Genomic DNA, 24,248 nt, shown 5'->3' with positions numbered 1-24,248 from the left:
TCATTAATGCAAGTTATAAAAACTTGCATTAGATTAAAATTTATAATTATATCCTAAATATACACCATAATTTGTTTGTTTAGGATCGTAAAAGTTTGAACCCACTTTATTTTGATAAAAATTTCTAGAATTATAATGAATTTGCTCTGCTTTAAAGCCTAATTCTATTTCATTATGTGGTGTTAAATCATATAAAGCACCTATTTTCGCTCCATAAAAATAACCGTCAAAATTTTGCGACAAAGATAAAAAGCTTGTTTTTAAGGTAAGATCTGTTCTTGCATATCCTCCATACACACCTAAAACAGCTCTGGTTTTTTCAAAAAGCTTAGGAGTAAAATCATAACCTGTGAAAAATTTATGTGTAGTAAAATCACCTTCGATTTGAATTTTAGGAGTTTTGATAAAATCACTAAATTCATCAGAATAATTATAACCAGCATAAATTCTATGATTTTCATTTAAACGATATCCAAGTTTTAGACCAAACGATGGTATATTACCTGAAATATCTCCATTAAAATTTCGCTTTGTATTCTTATGTTTTAACTCACTTTTTACTTGAGCATGCATCCAAGCTGCATCAGTACCTATAAAAAAACCAGAATTCTCATCTGCTAAAGCCAAATTTGAAAACAAAGTAGTGCTTGCGATAATGCTTAATAATTTTTTATTCATAACCTAACTCCTTATAATAAAATTCGATCTAAAAAATTTAGATCTTTTTATATTATATATTCTTCAAAGATTAAATAAGAATTTTTGATAAAATACTTAATCTTTGCATAAAAATATGTTAATATTTTACTCAAATATTATTTTGGCACTACCATATCGCTACAACATTCTATCACCGTATGTACATTTCCACGCGGGTTAAAATCCCCCACAACTTTAATCCATTTTGGTTTTAATTTATCTTTTAAAGTATTATAAATTTCATTGATACTTGCTTCATGTGAAACATTTCTATACATAAAAGTATTGATATAAAGTTTTATCGCCTTAAGCTCAACCACAAATTTATCAGGCATATACTCAAGATAAATCGTCGCAAAGTCAGGATAACCCGAACGCGGACAACAACACATAAATTCAGGTAAAGTGATTTTAATGATATAGTCATTTTTGGCATCATTTGGCCAAATTTCCATATTTTCTACATCAAATTCTTTGATTTCCTTTTCACCATAACGCATAAATTTCCTTAAAATTTAAATTCGAGCAAAAATTATAACAAAATAAGTTTTTAAAACGATTATGATACAGATAAGAAAATGCAATTTTATTGCAACTCACCCCCTAGCAAGAGTGAGTTAGCAATAAATTGAAGGCAGTTCAAGCCTAAGCCTAGTATTACAAGACTACCAAGATAGGCTTGTAAAGCAAGGCTGCTCCCTTTAAGGGAGCAAAAAACAATATTTTATAGAATACTAAGCTTAAATTATTGTTTAAGCTGGATTAGAGTTTGAAGCATTTGATCACTCGTTGAAATGGTTTTTGAGTTTGCTTGATAACCTCTTTGAATGATAATAAGCTCTGTTAAAGAACGACTTAAATCCACATTTGACATTTCAAGAGCTGAGGTTTTCATCTCACCACGACCTCCTGTTCCTGCTTCACCTACTACGATATTACCACTATTTGCAGTGACTTTAAAAAGATTTCCACCAATTTCCTCAAGACCTGAGTTATTTGCCACTGAAGCCATTGCTATTTTTGCTACAGCAAAGGTTTTGCCATTAGTAAATTCACCTAAGATATTACCTTTGTCATCCACACGGATAGCATCAGGTTTTAAGTTACCTGAAGTATAACCATCAGTTGCTTGTCCTGTTAGAGTTGAAGCGGAATTTGAGCTTACAAGACCGTCATTACTTCCACTTGTTCCAAAGGAAAGTTTGATTTGTTGATTTGGTGCGGCACCGTTATTTGGTGAAAAATTTATCGTTCTTGGTGTATAACTAGCTAAAGAGCCGTCATTGTTAAATCTTGCTGTTCCTACGATGATATTTGTAGGACCTTCGCCTGTAGTGTTGATCTCAGCAGGTTCAGGTACACGGATGATCATTTGCCATTCATTACCCCCATCTTGAGTGGTACTTTGCTTAACAAACTGCACTTCTAAAGTGTGTTTTGAACCTAAGGAGTCGTAAATTTCAAGTCCTGCTGAAAAAGCAGAAAGCTTAAGTTGCTCACTTTCTTTGATCTGATTTCCTATAACCAAAGGACCATCGAAAGCTTTAAAAATAGCAGTGAAAGCATCATTAGTACTTACAGTTCCTTGTTTGTTACTATAAGCTGTTATATTAAAACTCATATTTTTTGGATTTGTAGTTTGTGGTGTTCCTGGTTGTATTTGACCTGTATTAAAAGCATTAGCTGGTATAGTGGAATTTTCATTAGCATTGGAAATAGCAAAATGCCCATCTGCTGTTACCACTACTTTCACACTTTGATTGATATCTGCTAAAGCAAAAGTTCCACTTCCATCATAATCAACCCCATATCTAGCATCTCTTTGCAAAAGCTCTCTTAAATCTTCTGTGGTTCTAAAAGTTCTTACATTAGTATTTAAAAGTCCACCATTAACAGCATCCCAATAAGCTGCTGAACCTGGATCAGTTGGTCTTGTTGTTGGGTTATTATCATTATCTACGAACTGTGGTCCACCATCAGGATTATACATAGGACCTATATCCACAGGGTTTGAACTATAAATATATTTATGTGCTGTTATTATTTGTGCATTTAATCCACCAGTAAGTTGGACATTCGTAGCTGGTTGAGGAGGTTGTGGTGCAAATGTAATATTTGTAGCTGTCCACAAAGAAGAACCATTATTATTTATAGTTGGACCTTGATTACCACCATTATTACCAGTATTGTTGAAACTAAAGCTATTTGTATTTACATCCCATATAGCATTCCAAAGCTCACCTGCTGTATTGGTATTGGCAACCACAAGATTGATATTTTTCATATTATCTGTAGTACCATCGGCATTATCATTGACAAAATCAATTCCACTACCATCCTTATTTTTAACCGCTTTTACACCTGTTCCATCCCTTGTATCCGTTGGTGCAGTAAAGGTATTGATATAAGCAATAGCATCATCAATACTTTGAATATCAGCATTTTGAATTCTAACCCCATTTAAAGTTATATCTAAATTCACTTTTTGATTAGCTGTTCCCCAAAAAGCCGCAGTTTGATTTTGCTGTAAATTTGGATCAAAAGCATTTACTCCTACTTTATTGGTAGAATATGTTGCATCTGCATAAGATACCCAAATCCCTTGTCCATCTCTAAGATTTAATCCTGTGCCATTAGCATTAAATAAAGCTCCAGCATCTACACCCTTTTCAGTCACTTCTACAGAATTCTTAGAAGTCGTATAAAACTGAGTGGTTCCTGTATCATTTTCATCTTCTGCTCTTTGGGTTTTAGTATTCCATCCATGAACAGAATCAAGTGCATAAAGATTTCTACTTGAAGTTCCTATATTTAAACCGCTATTTAAATTCGCTTTGATAGCAACTTCAGTAGATTTTGCTGCAGGGATATGCATACCGGGATCGATAAAAATATTTTGTGGAGTTCTTGAACTATCTATAGTTTGATCATCCCAGTTGATATTCCACCCTTGGACAACAAAACCTGCATTATTAACAAAATTTCCATAAGCATCGAGTTTAAAATCCCCGCTCCTTGTAAGATAGTTTGTAAGACCACCATCATCACTCACCATAAAAAAACCATCACCATTTATAGCAACGTCAGTGTTTTTATCTGTGGTTTGAACTGAACCTTGAGAATGAATTCTAGTTGTAGAACTTACTGAAACGCCAAGACCGATTTGAAGTGGATTAGATCCGCCTCTTCCATCAGTTGGAGCTGTAGCGATTTTCACAGTTTGGCTAAACATAGTTCCAAAATCTGCACGAGAGTATTTAAAACCAGTGGTATTAACATTTGAAATGTTATTACCTTCAACATCCATCGCAACTTGATGTGCTTGTAGTCCGCTTACGCCAGACCAAAGTGATCTCATCATCTTAAATCCTTTATAAAATATTGCTTTAAAAAATTTAACGCTTTGGCTTTAAAAAACTTTTGCGTTTATGTGAAGTTTACAAGCAAGTTCTGTTCCAACTTTTGAAATTTTTTATGAATTTTTAAAAAATTTATAGAAAAAATTTAAAGGTATTTTAGGAGTTTATGAAGCTTTGGGCTTTTGTGTAATGAAAATTACCAAAATCACACCCTAACTCTTAAATTTGCTGCATGGGTTAAAGCTACTGCAATAGCATCTGTGATATCCAAAGGCTTGATATCTTTACTAAGTCCTAAAAGCCTTTTTACCATAAAAGCAACTTGTTCTTTAGTTGCTTTGGCTTTCCCTGTAACGGCTTTTTTTACTTGTAAGGGAGTGTATTCTGCAAAATCTCCATGAATTTGAAGAATTTTTAAAGATAGGGCTCCGCGAAATTGTGCGAGTTTTAAAACGGTTTTTGGATTGTAAGCAAAAAAGATATCTTCTATAGCCACCTCATCAAAAGAATGATTTTTAAAAATCAAGTCCAAACCCTCGCAAAGCTCTGTGATTTGATACTGTAAGGTACTTGGCTTTATCTTTATAAGTCCTGCTTCTATGAGAATGTTTTTTCCTTTGTCAGCTTCTATGATAGCATAGCCACAATTTCTCGAACCTGGATCTATACCTAAAATTTTCAAATTCATACCTTTTGAAAAATAAAATACAAAAGCGGATTTTAACCTTTTTTTATAAAATTTAAGATAAAATTTATACATTATGCAAAATTTAAAGAGAGATTATGAATCCAAGCCAAATACTTGAAAATTTAAAAAAAGAATTAAGCGAAAACGAATACGAAAACTATTTATCAAATTTAAAATTCAACGAAAAACAAAGCAAAGCAGATCTTTTAGTTTTTAACGCTCCAAATGAACTCATGGCTAAATTCATACAAACAAAATACGGCAAAAAAATAGCGCATTTTTATGAAGTACAAAGCGGAAATAAAGCCATCATAAATATACAAGCACAAAGTGCTAAACAAAGCAACAAAAGCACAAAAATCGACATAGCTCATATAAAAGCACAAAGCACGATTTTAAATCCTTCTTTTACTTTTGAAAGTTTTGTTGTAGGGGATTCTAACAAATACGCTTATGGAGCATGTAAAGCCATAGCACATAAAGACAAACTTGGAAAACTTTATAATCCAATCTTTATTTACGGGCCTACAGGACTTGGAAAAACACATTTACTTCAAGCAGTTGGAAATGCAAGCTTAGAAATGGGAAAAAAAGTTATTTACGCTACCAGTGAAAATTTCATCAACGATTTTACTTCAAATTTAAAAAATGGTTCTTTAGATAAATTTCATGAAAAGTATAGAAACTGCGATGTTTTACTTATAGATGATGTGCAGTTTTTAGGAAAAACCGATAAAATTCAAGAAGAATTTTTCTTTATATTTAATGAAATCAAAAATAATGATGGACAAATCATCATGACTTCAGACAATCCACCCAACATGCTAAAAGGTATAACCGAACGCTTAAAAAGTCGTTTTGCACATGGGATCATAGCTGATATAACTCCACCTCAACTAGATACAAAAATAGCCATCATAAGAAAAAAATGTGAATTTAACGATATCAATCTTTCTAATGATATCATAAACTATATCGCCACTTCTTTAGGGGATAATATAAGAGAAATAGAAGGTATTATCATAAGTTTAAATGCTTATGCAACCATACTAGGACAAGAAATCACACTTGAACTTGCCAAAAGTGTGATGAAAGATCATATCAAAGAAAAGAAAGAAAATATCACTATAGATGACATTTTATCTTTGGTATGTAAAGAATTTAACATCAAACCAAGCGATGTGAAATCCAATAAAAAAACTCAAAATATAGTCACAGCAAGACGCACTGTGATTTACCTAGCTAGGACACTTACGGCTTTGACTATGCCGCAACTTGCGAATTATTTTGAAATGAAAGATCATACGGCTATTTCACATAATGTTAAAAAAATCACAGAAATGATAGAAAATGATGCTTCTTTAAAAGCAAAAATCGAAGAACTTAAAAACAAAATTCTTGTTAAAAGTCAAAGTTAAGTGAAAGGATGTGAAAAATAAATTCTAGAGTGTGAAAAAAAGAAATTAAGCAAAGTATGATAAAATACAAATTTGATTATTTTGCTTTGAAGAATTTCACAATTTCAACAAGCTTATTATTACAACGAATTTAAAATTAAAATAAACCAAGGAGAAAAAATGAAGTTAAGTATCAATAAAAATACTTTAGAATCTGCAGTGATTTTATGTAATGCTTATGTAGAAAAAAAAGACTCAAGCACCATTACTTCTCATCTTTTTTTTCATGCTGATGAAGATAAACTTCTTATTAGAGCTAGTGATTATGAAATAGGTATCAACTATAAAATAAAAAAAATCCGCGTAGAATCAAGTGGTTTTGCTACTGCAAATGCAAAAAGTATTGCAGATGTTATTAAAAGCTTAAACAATGAAGAAGTTGTTTTAGAAACCATTGATAATTTCTTATTTATAAGACAGAAAAGCACAAAATACAAACTTCCTATGTTTAATCATGAAGATTTTCCAAATTTTCCAAATACAGAAGGAAAAAACCAATTTGACATTGATTCAAGTGACTTAAGTCGTTCTCTTAAAAAGATATTACCAAGTATTGATACAAACAACCCAAAATACTCCTTAAATGGTGCATTTTTAGATATAAAAACAGATAAAATTAACTTCGTAGGAACTGATACAAAACGCCTTGCAATCTATACTTTAGAAAAAGCAAATAATCAAGAATTTAGTTTTAGTATCCCTAAAAAAGCTATCATGGAAATGCAAAAACTTTTCTATGAAAAAATAGAAATTTTTTATGATCAAAATATGCTTATCGCTAAAAATGAAAATTTTGAATTCTTTACAAAACTTATCAATGATAAATTTCCAGATTATGAAAAAGTTATACCAAAAACTTTCAAACAAGAACTCAGTTTTTCAACTGAAGATTTTATAGATAGTCTTAAAAAAATCAGCGTTGTAACTGAAAAAATGAGACTTCATTTTAACAAAGATAAAATCATCTTTGAAGGTATAAGTTTAGACAATATGGAAGCAAAAACAGAACTTGAAATTCAAACAGGAGTAAGTGAAGAATTTAATCTTACTATAAAAATCAAATATTTACTTGATTTCTTAACTTCTATAGAAGAAGAAAAATTCACTTTAAGTGTAAATGAACCTAATTCAGCATTTATAGTCAAATCCCAAGGACTATCAATGATTATCATGCCTATGATTTTGTAATAAAACAAGTAAAAGATAAAGGAAAAATATGCAAGAAAATTACGGTGCGAGTAATATTAAAGTCTTAAAAGGCTTAGAAGCTGTTAGAAAACGCCCAGGTATGTATATAGGAGATACAAACATAGGCGGACTTCATCATATGATTTATGAAGTTGTGGATAATTCTATTGATGAAGCTATGGCAGGACATTGTGATACTATAGATGTAGAAATCACTACTGAAGGAAGCTGTATAGTTAGTGATAATGGTCGTGGTATTCCTGTTGATATGCACCCAACTGAAAATATGCCAACTTTAACTGTTGTTTTAACTGTCCTACATGCAGGGGGAAAATTCGATAAAGATACTTATAAAGTTTCAGGCGGTTTGCATGGTGTTGGGGTTTCGGTTGTAAATGCACTTTCTAAAAAACTTGTAGCTACAGTTGAAAGAAATGGAGAAATTTATCGTCAAGAATTTTCAGAAGGTAAAGTTATCAGTGAATTTGGTGTGATAGGAAAAAGTAAAAAAACAGGAACAACTATAGAATTTTGGCCTGATGATCAAATTTTTGAAGTGACTGAATTTGATTATGAAATTTTGGCTAAAAGATTTCGTGAACTTGCATACTTAAATCCAAAAATCACTATAAATTTTAAAGATAACCGCGTAGGCAAACATGAAAGTTTTCACTTTGAAGGTGGAATTTCTCAGTTTGTTACAGACTTAAATAAAAAAGAAGCTTTAACTAAAGCAATTTTCTTTAGCGTAGATGAAGAAGATGTGAATGTTGAAGTAGCTTTGCTTTACAATGATACTTATAGTGAAAATTTACTCTCTTTTGTAAATAATATCAAAACTCCAGATGGTGGAACACACGAAGCTGGTTTTAGAATGGGTTTAACTCGTGTGATAAGTAACTATATAGAAGCAAATGCAAGTGCTAGAGAAAAGGATAATAAAATCACGGGTGATGATGTGCGTGAAGGTTTGATCGCTATTGTGAGTGTAAAGGTGCCTGAACCACAATTTGAAGGACAAACCAAAGGAAAACTTGGTTCAACTTATGTGCGTCCTATAGTTTCAAAAGCAAGTTTTGAATATTTGACTAAATATTTTGAAGAAAATCCTATCGAAGCTAAAGCTATAATGAACAAAGCCTTAATGGCAGCTAGAGGAAGAGAAGCAGCGAAAAAAGCTAGAGAATTAACGCGTAAAAAAGAAAGTTTAAGCGTAGGAACTTTACCAGGGAAATTAGCTGATTGTCAAAGTAAAGATCCAAGTGAAAGTGAAATTTATCTTGTGGAAGGGGATTCTGCAGGAGGTTCTGCAAAACAAGGTAGAGAAAGATCTTTTCAAGCTATACTGCCTTTGCGTGGTAAAATTTTAAATGTTGAAAAAGCAAGATTAGATAAAATTTTAAAATCTGAGCAAATTCAAAATATGATTACCGCTTTTGGCTGTGGTATAGGTGAAGATTTTGATCTTTCAAAACTTAGATATCATAAAATCATTATCATGACAGATGCGGATGTTGATGGATCACATATACAAACCTTGCTTTTAACTTTCTTCTTCCGTTTTATGAATGAACTTGTAGCAAATGGACATATTTATCTAGCACAACCACCTTTATATCTTTATAAAAAAGCTAAAAAGCAAATTTATTTAAAAGATGAAAAAGCTTTGAGCGAATACCTGATAGAAACAGGAATAGAAGGTTTAAACTATGAAGGTATAGGAATGAATGATTTAAAAGATTATTTAAAAATCGTTGCAGCTTATCGTGCGATTTTAAAAGATCTTGAAAAGCGTTTTAATGTGATTTCTGTGATACGCTATATGATAGAAAATTCAAATTTAGTTAAAGGAAATAATGAAGAATTATTTAGTGTAATCAAACAATTTTTAGAAACACAAGGACACAATATCTTAAATCATTATATCAACGAAAATGAAATTCGAGCTTTCGTTCAAACTCAAAATGGCTTAGAAGAACTTGTGATCAATGAAGAACTTTTCACTCATCCACTATATGAAGAAGCAAGTTATATTTTTGATAAGATTAAAGATAGAGGCTTGGAATTTGATAAAGATATTTTAGAAGTTCTTGAAGATGTTGAAACCAATGCTAAAAAAGGTGCTACTATACAACGTTATAAAGGTTTAGGGGAAATGAATCCTGAACAACTTTGGGAAACCACAATGGATCCAAGCGTAAGAAGACTTTTAAAAATCACTATTGAAGATGCACAAAGTGCAAATGATACCTTTAATCTCTTTATGGGTGATGAGGTTGAACCAAGACGCGATTATATCCAAGCACACGCTAAAGATGTAAAGCATTTGGATGTGTAAATTTATCATTGAAGAAATGATTTCTTCAATGAGTTTTGTTTTGTAAGAGTATAGCTAGAGGAATTCTTCTTCTTGTATCGTATTTTTCTCCATAATATTTTTCAAGATAATTTAAAATTTTTTCTTCATCTTCAGGTTCTATTTCCCAAAGTCCTTCACTATCTTGCATCCATCTTATAGCTGCTAACCAAGCTTTTCTACTTGCATGCATGTTGGTAATGAGATTGGATCCATGACAAGCTAAACAATTTGCTTCCACTAAAGGTGAATCAGGATCGATAATCAATCCTGTATCAGGGTTAATTTCAAGATTTTGAGCCCAACTTGCACTTAAAAACAATGCTAAGATCAATATAATTTTTTTCATACTTAAACTCCATAAACATTAACTCTATGGCATGCATTATTGATATATCCTCCTGGATTCCACTGTGCTAAAACCATAGGTTGACTGTTACCTTGACTATCGATAGCTCTTGCCCAAATTTCATAATATCCTTTTGTTGGTATTGATATTTGAGCACTCCATTTTTGCCATGCTAATCTATTTAATGGTTTTTCTACCTTTGCTTTAGTCCATGTTACGCCATAATCATTGCTTATATAAACTTCACTAACTTCAAGTTCTCCAGCCCAAGCTTTACCTCTAACTTCAAATTTTTTATTTGCTTTTATTTCAGAACCATTTTTGATATTAGTAATTACAGATCTTATAGGCATTGATTCTATGATTTTCATCTCGCCTTTATAGTTAAAATCTCCTGGTTTTACCGGATTTACAGGAACTTTATAAGAACCTTCCATCTTTTCACCATCATGAATTTTATTTCTTACTGAAATTTTATAAAGCCATTTACCGCTTGTACTTGCAGGATAACCACCACAAACAAGTCTAAGTGGATAGCCATTGACTAAAGGAATATCTTTGCCTTCATAAGCCCAAGCTATTAGAGTTTCATCTTGTAAAGCTTTAGAAATAGGAACTCCTCTACTAATAGGTGAAGTTTCTTCACCATTTAATTTTGTATCTATGCCATAATATCCGATATAAACCGCATCATTTTTGATGCCACAATCTTTTAAAATATCTTTTAAACGCACTCCTGTCCATCTACCGCAAGCTACTGCACCATAACCCCATTGAGTTCCTTTTGTGCTAGGTATAACTTCGGATCTACCATTTCCACCGCATTCAACTGTTAAGGCATAAGTATAGGTTTTAAATTTCTTTTTTAAATCTTCTATGGTGTAAGATTTTTTATTGATAATGCTTTCTCCATCGATTTCTAAAGTCCAACCTTTGTGAAGTCTTTCTTTTATCGTTTCTAGGCTTGGTGGTAAGCCATTATTTCTAACAAAGAAATTTTCAGGTTTGGTAAAATCAGAATCAAGAGCATAAATTTCAGTTTCTGCTGTTAATGGTTTTTCGCCATGGTAGATAAGATCTTTTTTACCTTCTATTTTAAAATCAGGCAATTCTTTTGCCAAAGCCTTACTTCCTAAAAAATTCTCAAAAGAAAAATTTGACAATACACTGATGCCAAGCAAACCAAATCCTATATTTTTTAAGAAATTTCTGCGATCTTCTTTTTGATTGTTTTGTTTCATTGAAATATCCTTATATTTTTATGATTTTTTTATTTTATTATAAATTTTAGGAATTTAAATAATTGATTATATTAATCTTTTTGATTAAAAAAATTAATTATTTTTATAATTTTGCATATTAAAATAAAATCATTATATGTTCGAGTTTTATTACATTTTAACTAAGTTTTTTCTACAATTAAATTTTTAAAATTATTTAAGGAATAATTTTGACTTTACTTACTAATCCTATCATTATCAGTGTTGTTTTGATGACTTTACTTTGTTTGTTTCGTTTTAATGTACTTTTGAGTCTTTTGATCTCAGCTCTTGTTGCAGGTGTATTTTCTCATCTTGAACTCGTAGATACTATGAATATACTTATAAGCGGAATGAAAGAAAATTTAAAAACAGCTCTTAGCTATATACTTTTAGGGGCCATTGCCGCAGCGATTTCAAAGACAAATTTAACTGCATATTTGATTAAGATAGTAAGTCATTTTATATCTCATAAAAAATATTTATTGCTTTTGTCTATAGCTTTGATTTCTTGTTTTTCTCAAAATTTAATTCCTATTCATGTGGCTTTTATACCTTTGTTGATTCCACCTCTTTTAAGTCTTTTTAATAAACTTAAAATCGATCGTAGAGCGGTTGCTTGTGCTTTAACTTTTGGACTTACTACGCCTTATATGGTTTTGCCAGTAGGCTTTGGACTTACTTTTCAAGATCTTTTAAAAGATAATTTAAATGCAAATAATGTAAGTGTATCTTTAAATGATGTTACAAATACTATGTATTTCGCTGCTATTTGTATGATAGCAGGACTTTTTCTAGCGCTTTTTGTGTTTTATCGTAAGTCAAGAGAGTATCAAGAAGTAGAAATTGCTAAAGTGGATTTAGAAAATCTTGAAATGACGCGTAAAGAATGGGGTGTTTTAGCTGGGCTTGTTTTAACTTTAATTTTGCAAATTTTGACTATGAATTTACCTTTATCAGGGCTTTTGGGTTTTGTTTTAATGGTTATTTTGGGTGGAGTTGAATTTTCAAAAGTCAATGAAGTTTTTGATGATGGGCTTAAAATGATGGGTTTTATAGCTTTTGTTATCCTTGTTGCTGCAGGATATGGAGAAGTTTTAAAAGAAAGTGGATCAGTAGTAGATCTTGTAAATTCAGTCGTTCCTTGGATGGAGCAAAGTAAATTTTTAGCAGTATTTTTCATGCTTTTAATAGGACTTATCATCACTATGGGTATAGGTACTTCTTTTGGAACTATACCTATCATAGCTACGCTTTTTTGTCCTATTTGTTTGGAACTTGGTTTTAGTACAGCACTTATTATATTTATCTTAGGAGTAGCAGGAGCTTTAGGAGATGCAGGAAGTCCAGCCAGTGAAACAACCATGGGAACTACTGTAGGATTAAATGCTGATAAACAACACGATCACATTAAAGATACTTGCATACCAACTTTTATTTTTTATAATGGTCCATTATTGATTTTGGGTAGTATTATCGCCATGTTTTTATAATTTTTGCAAATCTATCAAAATATTTTTTAATTTATTTATTTTTAAGATAAAAATTATATCGATTTTAAAAAAATGTATGCTATAATCCTTATAAAGCTAACAAAATTTAAATCAGTCTTATAAGGAGAGCAAAATGGATTTAGAAAATATCCTAGAAAATAATCAAAGCATAGGTTTATATCACCCAAAGAACGAACACGATGCCTGTGGTATCGCTGCAGTTGCTAATATACGCGGTATTGCTTCTTATAAGGTTATTTGTGATGCTTTAGAAATTTTGATGAATCTTGAACACCGAGGTGGTGCAGGAGCTGAAGAAAATTCAGGTGATGGGGCGGGGATTTTAATCCAAATTCCACATGATTTTTTTAAAACTCAAGAATTGGGTTTTGAACTTCCTAAAAAGGGTGATTATGCTGTAGCACAGATGTTTTTATCACCCAATACTGATGCAAAAGAAGAAGCAAAAGAAATATTTTTACAAGGTTTAAAGGATAAAAAACTTGAATTTTTAGGTTTTAGAGAAGTGCCTTTTAATCCTAGTGATATAGGTGCAAGTGCTTTAAAAGCTATGCCTTATTTTTTACAAGCCTTTGTGAAAAAACCAAGTAAAATAAGTGCAGGACTTGAGTTTGAAAGAGTGCTTTATAGTACGCGTCGACTTATAGAAAAAAGAGCTATTAATGTGCCAAAATTTTATTTTTCAAGTTTTTCTTCACGCACCATAGTTTATAAAGGAATGCTTCTTTCAACTCAATTGAGCGATTTTTATCTTGATTTTAAAGATGTCAATATGAAATCAGCCATCGCTTTGGTGCATTCTCGCTTTTCGACTAATACCTTCCCAAGTTGGGAAAGAGCCCATCCAAACCGTTATATGGTGCATAATGGAGAGATTAATACCATACGCGGAAATGTTGATAGCATAAGAGCTAGAGAAGGCTTGATGCAAAGTGAGTATTTTGAAAATTTAGATGAAATTTTTCCTATCATAGCTAAGCCTAGCAGTGATTCTGCAATGTTTGATAATACTTTAGAATTTTTAGCTCTAAATGGTCGTACTTTAGAAGAAGCTTTTATGATGATGGTGCCAGAACCTTGGCACAAAAATGAAAATATGGAAAGCAAAAAGCGTGCTTTTTATGAATATCATTCTTTATTGATGGAGCCTTGGGATGGGCCTGCTGCTATAGTTTTTACTGATGGAGTGATTATGGGGGCGAGTTTGGATAGAAATGGTTTTCGTCCTTCAAGGTATTATCTTACAAAAGATGATATGCTCATACTTTCAAGTGAAACAGGGGCATTAAAACTTGATGAAAAAAATATCAAAGCCAAAAAACGCTTAGAACCTGGAAAACTTTTACTCGTTGATACAGCAAGAGGTAGGGTTATAGCTGATAATGAAATCAAAGAGCATTATGCTAATGCTAAGCCTTATAAAAAATGGCTTAAAAATTTAGTTGAACTTGAAAAACAAAAAAGCGGAGTTTATAAACATCAGTTTTTAAAAGAAGATGAGGTTTTAAAACTCCAAAAAGCTTTTGGTTGGAGTTATGATGAGCTTAAAATGAGTGTGGCTGCTATGGCTCAAAATGGTAAAGAAGCTATAGCAGCTATGGGTGTAGATACTCCTTTGGCTATACTTTCTAAAACTTATCAACCTTTGTATAATTATTTTAAACAACTTTTTGCACAAGTAACTAATCCTCCTCTTGATGCCATAAGAGAAGAGATCGTTACTTCTACAAGGATTTATCTAGGAAGCGAAGGCAATTTATTAAAACCCGATGAAAACAATGCAAAACGCGTAAAAATAGCCTTGCCTGTGATAAGCAATGAAGAACTTTTTGAAGTTAAGGCTTTAAATAAATTTCAAGTTAAAGAATTTTCTATACTTTATGATTATTCTAAAAAAACTTTAGAAAAGGCTTTAGATGAACTTTGCGTTAAGATAGAAGATGAGGTTAAAAAAGGTGTTTCTATTATCATTTTAAGCGATAAAGGAGTGGATGAAAAAAACGCTTATATCCCTGCTTTGCTTGCTGTTTCTGGAGTGCATAATCATCTAGTAAGAAAAAATTTAAGAACACATACAAGTCTTATCATCGAAAGTGGTGAACCTAGAGAAATTCATCATTTTGCATGTCTTTTAGGTTATGGTGCGACTGTTATTAATCCTTATTTGGTTTATGAGAGTATACAAAAACTCATTGCCAATAAAGATTTAAATTTAAGTTATGAAAAGGCGGTAGAAAATTTCATCAAGGCAAGTTCAAGTGGTATAGTCAAAATTGCTTCTAAAATGGGGGTTTCTACCTTGCAAAGTTATAATGGTTCTGCACTTTTTGAATGTCTGGGCTTAAGCTCTAAGGTGATTGATAAATACTTCACTTCTACAACTTCACGCATTGAAGGTATGGATTTAGAAGATTTTGAAAAAGAACTCATTGCTTTACACAAACATGCTTTTAACGATACACATAAGGCTTTAGATTCTAAAGGAATTCATGGTTTTAGAAGTGCTAAAGAAGAACATTTAATCGATCCGCTTGTGATTTTTAATCTTCAGCAAGCCTGTCGCAACAAAGACTATAAAAGCTTTAAAAAATACTCGGCTTTAGTAGATGAAAAACAAGTTAATTTGCGTTCTTTGATGGAATTTGATTTTAGTGAAGCTATCAGTATAGATAAGGTTGAAAGTGTAGAAAGTATAGTTAAACGCTTTAGAACAGGGGCGATGAGTTATGGTTCTATTTCTAAAGAAGCACACGAGTGTTTAGCACAGGCTATGAATAAAATAGGTGCTAAATCAAATTCAGGTGAAGGTGGCGAGGATGAAGAACGCTATGAAATCAAAGAGGGTGTGGATAAAAACTCAGCCATTAAGCAAGTAGCAAGTGGGCGTTTTGGCGTGGATTTAAACTACTTAAGTCATGCAAAAGAAATTCAAATCAAAGTCGCTCAAGGCGCAAAACCAGGTGAAGGCGGACAATTAATGGGCTTTAAAGTCTATCCTTGGATAGCTAAGGCTAGACATTCTACTGCAGGTGTGACGCTGATTTCCCCACCTCCTCATCATGATATTTATTCTATAGAAGATTTAGCTCAACTTATTTATGACCTAAAAAATGCTAACAAAGACGCTAAAATTTCAGTAAAACTTGTAAGCGAAAATGGCATAGGAACGGTTGCTGCAGGTGTGGCTAAGGCAGGAGCGAATTTAATCCTTGTTTCAGGTTATGATGGAGGTACGGGTGCAAGTCCTAGAACTTCTATACCGCATGCAGGAATTCCTTGGGAGTTAGGTTTGGCTGAAACACATCAAACTTTGATTTTAAATAAGCTTAGAGATAGGGTAAGATTAGAAACTGATGGAAAGCTTATGAATGGGCGTGATTTAGCCATAGCAGCACTTTTAGGAGCTGAAGAATTTGGTTTTGCAACCGCGCCTTTGATTGTTTTAGGTTGTACAATGATGAGAGTTTGTCATCTAAATACCTGTCCTTTTGGTATAGCCACTCAAGATACAGAACTTAGAGATCGTTTCAAAGGCAAAGTAGATGATGTGATTAATTTCATGTATTTTATAGCTGAGGAGCTTAGAGAATACATGGCAAGGCTTGGTTTTGAACGCCTAGATGATATGATAGGTCGCGTGGATAAACTCCGCCAAAAAAGTGTGCAAGGTAAAGCAGGAAAGCTAAATTTAGATAAAATTTTAAAATCCTTGCCTACTTATAATAGAACCGCTGTGCATTTTAAAGATTATAAAGACAATAAACTTGAAAAAACGATTGATTATAGAATTTTACTACCACTTTGTAAAAATGCTGTGGAGAAAAAAGAGCCTATCAAACTTTCTTTAGAAGTAGGAAATCAAAGTCGTACTTTTGCAACTATGCTTTCAAGTGAAATTTTAAAAACTTATGGAAAAGATGCTTTAGATGAAGATAGTATCCATATCAAAGCTATAGGCAATGCAGGCAATAGCTTTGGAGCGTTTTTGTTAAAGGGTATTAAACTTGAGATTGTAGGCGATAGCAATGATTATTTAGGCAAGGGTTTAAGTGGTGGTAAAATCATAGCAAAAATTTCAAATGAAGCCACTTTTTCACCTGAAGAAAATATCATCGCAGGAAATGCTTGTTTATACGGAGCTACAAAAGGTGAAGTGTATTTAGATGGTATAGCAGGGGAAAGATTTTGTGTAAGAAATTCAGGGGCTTTGGCTGTGGTTTTAGGAACAGGCGTGCATGGTTGTGAATATATGACAGGTGGACAAGTTGTAGTTCTTGGAGATGTGGGTGCGAATTTCGCTGCTGGTATGAGTGGGGGCGTTGTTTATATTTTTGGAAGACACAATGAAGCTCATGTAAATACCGAGCTTGTGGATATTAAAGATCTTAATGCTAAGGATGAAAAAGAATTAAAAGCTGTGATAGAAAAACATATCACTTATACAGATTCTAAAAAGGCTAAAGATATTTTAGAAAAATTCGATAAAAAAGACTTTTTTAAAGTCACGCCAAGAGATTATGAAAAGATGTTAAAAATGCTTGATCTTTGTAAAAATGAAAAAGATCCAAATTTAGCAGCATTTTTGAAAATCACACAAAAATAAGGAGTAAAAATGGGAAATGCAAGAGGTTTTTTAGATTTTAAAAGAATGGATTTTAAAAAAATTGCTCCTAAGGAAAGGGTTTTAAATTACAAAGAATTTACTATACCTTTGGATAAAAAAGAACAAGAAATTCAGGGCGGACGATGTATGGATTGTGGTGTGGCCTTTTGTCATACGGGTGTGATGAGCGAAGGAAAAGATGTAGGCTGTCCTTTAAACAATCTCATTCCTGAATGGAACGATCTTATTTATCGTTCTTTATGGGAAGAAGCTTATGAAAGACTTGATCTTACCAATCCTTTTCCTGAATTTACCGGTCGTGTTTGCCCTGCTCCTTGTGAGGATTCTTGTGTGTGTGCGATAAATGGTGTTAGTGTGAGCATAAAAAATAATGAATTATCCATTATAGAAAATGCTTTTAAGGAAAATTTAGTAAGAGTAAATAAACCTAAGCAATACAATGGCAAAAAAATCGCTATCATAGGAAGTGGACCTGCTGGGCTTGCTTGTGCTAACACTTTAAATTCACTAGGTTATAAAGTAAGTGTTTTTGAAAGAAGCGATAAAATAGGTGGACTTTTGATGTATGGTATCCCTGATATGAAGCTTGATAAAAGTATAGTTCAAAGACGGGTGGATTTGCTTAAAAAAAGCGGGATTGAATTTAAAGCGAATGAAAATATAGACAGCAAAGATAAGGTTTCAAAACTTCTAAAAGAATTTGATGCTTTGGTGCTTTGTACAGGAGCAAGCAAGCCTATAGATCTTGATATAGAAGGCAGAAAGCTAAAAGGGGTTGAATTTGCCCTTGATTTTTTAACGCAAAATACCAAAACTTTGTTAAAAACAGGCAAGGGTGCAGATATGGCCAAAGGTAAAAATGTCTTGGTTATAGGAAGCGGGGATACAAGTGTGGATTGTATTGCTGTGGCGACAAGACAAGGGGCTAAATCTATAGTGCGTTTTGAAAGAAGTCCAAAAAGACCTTTGCAAAGAAGCCAAAACAATCCTTGGCCTTTAAAAGCTGACATTTTTACTACTGATTATGGTTTAGAAGAAGCCATTGCTGTATATGGCAAAGATCCTAGGGAATATCAAAAAATGACAAAGAAATTTTTAGGAAAAACTCATGTAGAATGTGTTGAAGCAAATGATTTAAAACGCGAGTTTAAAGAAGGCAAGGCTATAAATGTTGAAATTCCAAATTCTAAAAAAACTTATAAAGCGGATTTAGTGCTTTTAGCTATGGGTTTTAGCGGGTGCGAAGAAGCTATCGCTAAAAATTTTGGAGTGAAATTAGATGAGAAAAACAACATAAGCACAGAAAATTTCCAAACCACTCATAAAAAAATCTTTGCTTGTGGAGATGCTAGAAAAGGACAATCTTTAGTTGTTTGGGCTATAAAAGATGGTATAGAATGTGCTTTGAGTTTGCATCAAAATTTAGCAAAATAATCATAAAAGTTTAAAACTTTTTCGGTGGAGTTTGCAAATTCCAAATTTAGCTATAAATTCTTTATGGGCTTTTGTGCCATAGGCTTTGTTTTTTTCAAATTCATAACAAGGAAAGTCTTTAGCTAAGAAATTCATCACCCTATCTTTACTAACTTTTGCGAGTATGCTAGCTGCACTTACTTGCAAAATGCTAGCATCGGCTTTGATTTGTGTTTTTATCCCGTTTATACCTAGGTTGGTGTTTCCATCATATAAGAAGTTATTTTCTGTTTTAAAATGCTTTTTTATAAGTTTTAAGCCTTTTTTTAAACAAGTGCTTAAGCCTAGTGCGTCGATTTGTTCTGAAGAAAAAGCAAGTATGAGATAGTTTGAATTTTTGATGATGATTTCATAAAGTTCTTCGCGTTTTTTTTCGCTTAGTTTTTTAGAATCACACAACCCATCAAGTTGTTTGTTCAGTTTGCAAGCTGCCATCATCATAGGACCTGCTAAAGCACCGCGTCCTGCTTCATCAATACCGATTAAATTTATATCAAATTCGTTTAAAAGTTCTTTTGTGTCAAATAAAGTTTTCAAATTTTTCTAAAAAGAAGGGCAAAAATGCCCTTTTATTCTATTGTGATATCATTTTTGATTTTTTCAAAAAGCTTATCACCTATGCCTTTAACTTTTTTAAGATCATCAATACTTGTAAAATTTGCTTCTTTGCGGTATTCTAAAATCGCTTTAGCCTTAGCTTCGCCAATACCATTTAAACTTTTTAATTCTTTTAGTGTTGCAGTGTTGATATTTACAGCACCAAAGAGAAAAGCTGTTAAAGCAAAAAATAAAAATAGTAATTTTTTCATTTTCTTATCCTTTTATTAAAAAATAATTATAATATTATCTTAAAAAGGATAAGAATTTCTTAACTTAACCCAAAAATTCACGTTTAAAATACTCTTTTGGTGCTTTACATAAAGGACAGGCTGCTGGAGCTTTTTTGCCACGATGTATATGTCCGCATACTTCACAAACCCATAATTCTTCTACTTCACTATTAAAAAATTCTTCTTCTTCGAGCATTTTTTTAAGCGCTAGATATTCTCTTTCGTGTTCAATTTCTACTTTACCAATAGCTGTAAATAATCTCGCTATAGCCTTTTTGCCTTCATCTTCAGCGATTTTTGCAAAATTTGGATACATAGTTGTGTGCTCATAGTTTTCACCTTCTGCAGCAGTTACTAGGTTTTTTGTAGTTACTTCTAAAGGTTTGCCATCAACGATTTCATGATAAGCTTTAAATTCTGCTCTTGCATGCCATTTTTCATTTTCAGCCGCTTCTCTAAAATGTCTAGCAACCGCATGCCAACCTTCTTCTTCAGCTACATCAGCAAATAAATCGTATTTGTTTCTTGCCATAGATTCGCCTGCAAAAGCTTTCATTAAATTTACTGCAGTTAAATCTGTAGTGATACATTTCATTTCTTCACCACAACAACTAAGCTTACCGCCACCTACATTTTGAACTTCTACTTCATTGCCACATTTTTGGCATTTATAGGTTTCATATTGTCTCATTTTGACTCCTTTTTTGATTATCAAAAAGTATTGTATTATAAAAAAATATTTTTGTCAATTAATAATTTTTATCATTTATGAAAATGTATATCAAAATAAATTTCACAAAAATTAAGCTTTGCTAAATATAATTTTAAAAAATTATTATCAGGAGTTACAATGAGAAGCGATGCGATAAAAAAAGGACATTTAAGAGCACCTAATCGTTCTTTACTTCGTGCTTGTGGTTTGAAAGATGAAGATTTTGACAAACCTTTTATAGGTGTAGCAAATAGCTATATAGATATAATCCCAGGGCATTATTTTTTAAATGATTATGCTAAAATCATTAAAGATGAGATACGCAAAAATGGTTGCGTACCTTTTGAGTTTAATACCATAGGTGTAGATGATGGTATAGCTATGGGACATGAAGGTATGCTTTATTCTTTACCAAGTCGTGAACTTATCGCAAATTCTATTGAAACAGTGATGAATGCTCATCAACTTGATGCTTTAATCTGTATTCCAAACTGCGATAAAATTACTCCTGGTATGTTAATGGGAGCTTTAAGGGTCAATGTTCCAACCATTTTTGTAAGTGGTGGGCCTATGGCTTCAGGAGTAACCAAAAAAGGAGAAAAGATCAGCCTTAGCTCTGTTTTTGAAGCTGTAGGGGCTTATGAATCCAAAAAAATTAGTGAAGAAGAATTTAAAGATATAGAATGTTCAGCCTGTCCAAGTGGTGGATCTTGTTCGGGAATGTTTACAGCAAATTCTATGAATACCTTATGCGAAGCTATGGGTATAGCACTAGAAGGCAATGGAACCATTTTAGCTTTAAGTAAAGAAAGAGAAGAGCTTTTAAGAAAAGCAGCGCGTCGTATTTGTGAAATCGCCCTAGATGAACGTTTTAAAATTCGTAATATTATCACTCAAAAAGCTGTGCGTAATGCTATGGTAGTAGATATGGCAATGGGTGGAAGTAGCAATACAGTTTTACACATGCTTGCCATTTCGCGTGAAGCAGGGGTAGCACTAGACATTAAAGATTTAAATTTCATCTCAAGTAAAGTTGCACATATAGCAAAAATAGCCCCATCGCTAAATAGTGTTTATATGGATGATATCCACAAAGCAGGCGGTGTGAGTGCAGTTATGGCTGAAATTTCAAGCAGACAAGGACATATTTTAGAACTTGATGCACTGACCATTACAGGAGAAAGTCTCAAAGAACGCTTAAAAAATGCCAAAATTAAAGATGAAAATATCATTCGTAAAGTAGATAATGCTTACTCAAAAGTAGGTGGGCTTGCCATTTTGTTTGGAAATTTAGCCGAGCAAGGTTGCGTTATAAAAACCGCAGGAATAATCGGAGAAAGAAAATTTAAAGGCAAAGCTGTTTGTTTTAACTCTCAAGATGAAGCTATAAAAGGCATTATCAAAGGCAAGGTGCAAAAAGGAAATGTTTGTGTAATACGCTATGAAGGTCCAAAAGGGGGTCCTGGTATGCAAGAAATGTTAAGTCCTACTTCACTTTTAATGGGTATGGGTTTAGGTGCTGATGTAGCTTTAATCACCGATGGTCGTTTTAGTGGGGCTACAAGGGGTTTAAGCGTCGGTCATATTTCCCCTGAAGCAGCTGAAGGTGGTCTTATAGGACTTTTAAAAGATGGAGATGAAATAGAAATTGATGTAGATGCTTATACTATCCATGCAAATGTAAGTGAAGAAGAAATTGCTAAACGTAAAAAAGAATTTGCATTGCCTCAAAAAGAGGTGTCTTCAAGATGGCTTAGAATGTATCAAAAACTTGTTAGCAATGCTAGTAAAGGTGCGGTTTTAGATATGGAATGAAAGGTTTCCTTTCATTCTTCTATTTCTTTGGTTATACGATTTCTTATATCTCTACGAACTATTTCCATGCCCCACAGCCAAACAATATGGCCAAAAATTTCAGACAGGTGTTCATCAAAAGGAATTTCAGAAAGTGGTGGAACTTCTGCAATTAAAGGCATTACAATAACATGGGCAAAAAGATAAACAAAAAATCCAAAAACTGCACCTTGCCACATAGTAATACGGTGCCATTTTTCCGCTATCATACAATAAGCCACTCCAAAAATAATAGAAAAACCGACATGTACTATAAAAATTGACAAAGGCATTTGCATACCTGAAAACATATAAGTCCAATCAGTAGGCAAGCCTAGTTGTTCTAGAAAAATTTTAGGTGGAGTAACACGTTCTAAAGCATCTGCTGGCCAAAAAACATTGGGATTTCTTGGAGGAAAAGGTACTTCCCAACCCCATTTAACAATAGCTCCGAAAATACCCGCTAATATACCTATAAAAAAGGCTAAAGTATAGCGCTTTTGAAAGTATTTTTTCATAATAACTCCTTTATATTTTATACAAAATAAAATTTGAATTTATAATATTTTTATTTAAAACATATTGAAAATAGTAGTATAAAAATCTTATTTAAATTTTAAAATACTCTCTTAAACTTTCACAAATTTCAAAAAAATTCACCCCATCTATGGTAGGATTTTCTTTAAAAAACTCATGCATTCCTAAAAAACCACTTTCAAGTTCTTTAGACTTTACACCATAACTTATACTAAGTCCTGCTTCTATATAAGCAGCAATTTTATCGCAGTATTTAAGCGCCTTACCATCTATAGCACCAAATTCATTTTCATTAAAAGAGCTTAAACTTCCGCTGCAAAGCTCGATTTTAGCATTTTTATAAGTGCGATTTTCAAACTCATTTTTTACAAAATTTGACTCACCGTTTCTACCTTCTCTAATGCCTAAAATATAAGAAAACTCAGCTCTTAAACCCTCAGGTACAAAGGGTAAAATTCTTTCATTAATAAGTTTCATTTCATAATCATTTATGATATCATGAAGTCCATCAATGCCGTATTTTACAGGGCTGATAATATCACGTGTTAAAGACTCTGGCAAATCATGAAACAAAGCACAATAAAAATTATTTTCAAGTCTTTTATCGCAAGCCTTGATTTTTAGTGAGTAAAAATATCCTAAAATCGCCACCACAAGCATATGTCCTAAAACCGCGGTTTCTGGTATGCGTGGAGTTTGAGCCCAACGTTTTTGAAAGCGAAGTCTTCCGCTAAGATCAATAATTTTGGCTATTTTTTGATTTAAAGCGATTTTTCTAGCTCCTATAAGCTCATAGTAATCTTCCAATTCTTCTTCAACTTTGTTTTTAATCTCATCAATATCATTTAAAAAAGCTGAGGTTTGATAAACTATGTTAAATTCCCATCTTGTAGCAAAATATGAAGCTGCTTTTAAGATAAGTCTTTCTTTAGCATAAGCATTACCGTTTAAATACGCTTCAAAACGCTTTAGAAATTCCCCATCTTCTATATCTTCTATCATAGGTTCGATTTTGCTTAAAACCCAAGCATTAACTTCAGCTTTTTTTTGACGCACGATTTCATGATACACATCAGGGCGTATATCAGTTACCACAACACGACTTAAAAACTCAAAAATTCCCCCTTCTATAATCACTCTCATATCCACATCTTTTTCCATTTTAGCGATAAAATATGCGATGATGAATTTATGAGCTTGTTTGTCAAGTTCAACCAAATTTGCCATTCTTGGATAATCATTCCAACGACTGATAGAAGCGGCTTTAAAAATGTGTTCTATGAGTTTTATGTTTATCATGCTTTTGCCTTTTTTGCAATTTAAATTTAAAAATTTTCGTTAAAATTGTGAAATTATAGCAAATTTAAGGA

At 32.5% G+C, this 24,248-nt stretch carries 18 protein-coding genes; 7 read left to right on the top strand and 11 right to left on the bottom strand.

All coding sequences use genetic code 11. From position 1 onward, the window contains the following. Positions 1 to 33: 33 nt before the first annotated feature. From BGS40_RS08115 to ruvC, 4 genes are all read right to left on the bottom strand, one after another. Positions 34 to 678, bottom strand: coding sequence for an outer membrane beta-barrel protein (locus tag BGS40_RS08115; protein WP_002872302.1), 645 nt, complete (start codon positions 676 to 678; stop codon positions 34 to 36). 137 nt (positions 679 to 815) lie between these two features. Further along, positions 816 to 1,199 carry a preQ(1) synthase gene (gene queF, locus BGS40_RS08110; protein WP_012006802.1) on the bottom strand — a complete coding sequence of 128 codons (384 nt, stop codon included), beginning with the start codon at positions 1,197 to 1,199 and terminating at the stop codon, positions 816 to 818. Positions 1,200 to 1,444: 245 nt separating this feature from the next. Further along, positions 1,445 to 4,060 carry a flagellar hook protein FlgE gene (gene flgE / locus BGS40_RS08105; RefSeq protein WP_096738603.1) on the bottom strand — a complete coding sequence of 872 codons (2,616 nt, stop codon included), beginning with the start codon at positions 4,058 to 4,060 and terminating at the stop codon, positions 1,445 to 1,447. 203 nt (positions 4,061 to 4,263) lie between these two features. Next, on the bottom strand, positions 4,264 to 4,746 hold the full coding sequence (gene ruvC / locus BGS40_RS08100) for a crossover junction endodeoxyribonuclease RuvC (protein ID WP_010891952.1): 483 nt from the start codon (positions 4,744 to 4,746) through the stop codon (positions 4,264 to 4,266). Positions 4,747 to 4,841: 95 nt separating this feature from the next. Here ruvC and dnaA point away from each other — a divergent pair, with 95 nt between their 5' ends. From dnaA to gyrB, 3 genes are all read left to right on the top strand, one after another. Continuing rightward, positions 4,842 to 6,164: a chromosomal replication initiator protein DnaA gene (gene dnaA / locus BGS40_RS08095; RefSeq protein WP_002872304.1), complete on the top strand. Its 1,323-nt coding sequence runs from the start codon at positions 4,842 to 4,844 to the stop codon at positions 6,162 to 6,164. A 159-nt stretch (positions 6,165 to 6,323) separates the two neighbouring features. Further along, the gene (gene dnaN / locus BGS40_RS08090; RefSeq protein WP_002872305.1) at positions 6,324 to 7,391 is read left to right on the top strand and encodes a DNA polymerase III subunit beta; all 1,068 of its coding nucleotides are present in this window, start codon (positions 6,324 to 6,326) and stop codon (positions 7,389 to 7,391) included. A gap of 28 nt (positions 7,392 to 7,419) precedes the next feature. Next, positions 7,420 to 9,729, top strand: coding sequence for a DNA topoisomerase (ATP-hydrolyzing) subunit B (gene gyrB / locus BGS40_RS08085; protein ID WP_002878709.1), 2,310 nt, complete (start codon positions 7,420 to 7,422; stop codon positions 9,727 to 9,729). A gap of 25 nt (positions 9,730 to 9,754) precedes the next feature. Here gyrB and sorB read toward each other — a convergent pair whose 3' ends face one another. Both sorB and sorA read right to left on the bottom strand, forming a co-directional pair. Beyond that, positions 9,755 to 10,096 carry a sulfite:cytochrome c oxidoreductase monoheme cytochrome C subunit gene (sorB, locus tag BGS40_RS08080; protein ID WP_002853099.1) on the bottom strand — a complete coding sequence of 114 codons (342 nt, stop codon included), beginning with the start codon at positions 10,094 to 10,096 and terminating at the stop codon, positions 9,755 to 9,757. Between the two features lie 2 nt (positions 10,097 to 10,098). Further along, a complete protein-coding gene (gene sorA, locus BGS40_RS08075) occupies positions 10,099 to 11,337 on the bottom strand; it encodes a sulfite:cytochrome c oxidoreductase molybdopterin oxidoreductase subunit (protein ID WP_002859724.1) in 1,239 nt (412 codons plus the stop codon). A 203-nt stretch (positions 11,338 to 11,540) separates the two neighbouring features. Between sorA and BGS40_RS08070 the strand changes: the two genes are divergently transcribed. The 3 genes from BGS40_RS08070 to BGS40_RS08060 all read left to right on the top strand — a co-directional run bounded on the left by BGS40_RS08070 (position 11,541) and on the right by BGS40_RS08060 (position 18,927). Beyond that, positions 11,541 to 12,848: a Na+/H+ antiporter family protein gene (locus BGS40_RS08070; RefSeq protein WP_072227286.1), complete on the top strand. Its 1,308-nt coding sequence runs from the start codon at positions 11,541 to 11,543 to the stop codon at positions 12,846 to 12,848. A gap of 133 nt (positions 12,849 to 12,981) precedes the next feature. Continuing rightward, positions 12,982 to 17,472, top strand: a complete 4,491-nt coding sequence (gltB, locus tag BGS40_RS08065) for a glutamate synthase large subunit (RefSeq protein ID WP_096738602.1) — start codon at positions 12,982 to 12,984, stop codon at positions 17,470 to 17,472. A gap of 9 nt (positions 17,473 to 17,481) precedes the next feature. Further along, positions 17,482 to 18,927 (top strand): glutamate synthase subunit beta, encoded by a 1,446-nt coding sequence (locus tag BGS40_RS08060; RefSeq protein ID WP_002858828.1) that lies wholly within the window; start codon positions 17,482 to 17,484, stop codon positions 18,925 to 18,927. Here BGS40_RS08060 and BGS40_RS08055 read toward each other — a convergent pair whose 3' ends face one another. The 3 genes from BGS40_RS08055 to BGS40_RS08045 form a co-directional block, all read right to left on the bottom strand. Further along, the gene (locus BGS40_RS08055) at positions 18,928 to 19,503 is read right to left on the bottom strand and encodes a ribonuclease HII (RefSeq protein WP_002857688.1); all 576 of its coding nucleotides are present in this window, start codon (positions 19,501 to 19,503) and stop codon (positions 18,928 to 18,930) included. 32 nt (positions 19,504 to 19,535) lie between these two features. After that, a complete protein-coding gene (locus BGS40_RS08050) occupies positions 19,536 to 19,775 on the bottom strand; it encodes a ComEA family DNA-binding protein (RefSeq protein ID WP_002853093.1) in 240 nt (79 codons plus the stop codon). Positions 19,776 to 19,839: 64 nt separating this feature from the next. Next, positions 19,840 to 20,487 (bottom strand): ferritin family protein, encoded by a 648-nt coding sequence (locus tag BGS40_RS08045; protein ID WP_002853081.1) that lies wholly within the window; start codon positions 20,485 to 20,487, stop codon positions 19,840 to 19,842. A gap of 159 nt (positions 20,488 to 20,646) precedes the next feature. Between BGS40_RS08045 and ilvD the strand changes: the two genes are divergently transcribed. Further along, a complete protein-coding gene (gene ilvD / locus BGS40_RS08040) occupies positions 20,647 to 22,323 on the top strand; it encodes a dihydroxy-acid dehydratase (RefSeq protein ID WP_002857690.1) in 1,677 nt (558 codons plus the stop codon). Between the two features lie 11 nt (positions 22,324 to 22,334). Here ilvD and BGS40_RS08035 read toward each other — a convergent pair whose 3' ends face one another. After that, a complete protein-coding gene (locus tag BGS40_RS08035) occupies positions 22,335 to 22,859 on the bottom strand; it encodes a YagU family protein (RefSeq protein WP_002857701.1) in 525 nt (174 codons plus the stop codon). Between the two features lie 91 nt (positions 22,860 to 22,950). Next, entirely contained in the window at positions 22,951 to 24,177 is a 1,227-nt protein-coding gene (locus BGS40_RS08030; protein ID WP_002853125.1) for an HD domain-containing protein, read from the bottom strand. Positions 24,178 to 24,248 lie beyond the last annotated feature (71 nt).

The organism is Campylobacter sp. 107 (assembly GCF_002383835.1).
In the GTDB taxonomy this organism is placed as follows: domain Bacteria; phylum Campylobacterota; class Campylobacteria; order Campylobacterales; family Campylobacteraceae; genus Campylobacter_D; species Campylobacter_D jejuni.
The sequence above is the reverse complement of the archived record's forward strand: the minus strand, read 5'-3'. Positions and strand labels throughout refer to the sequence as shown.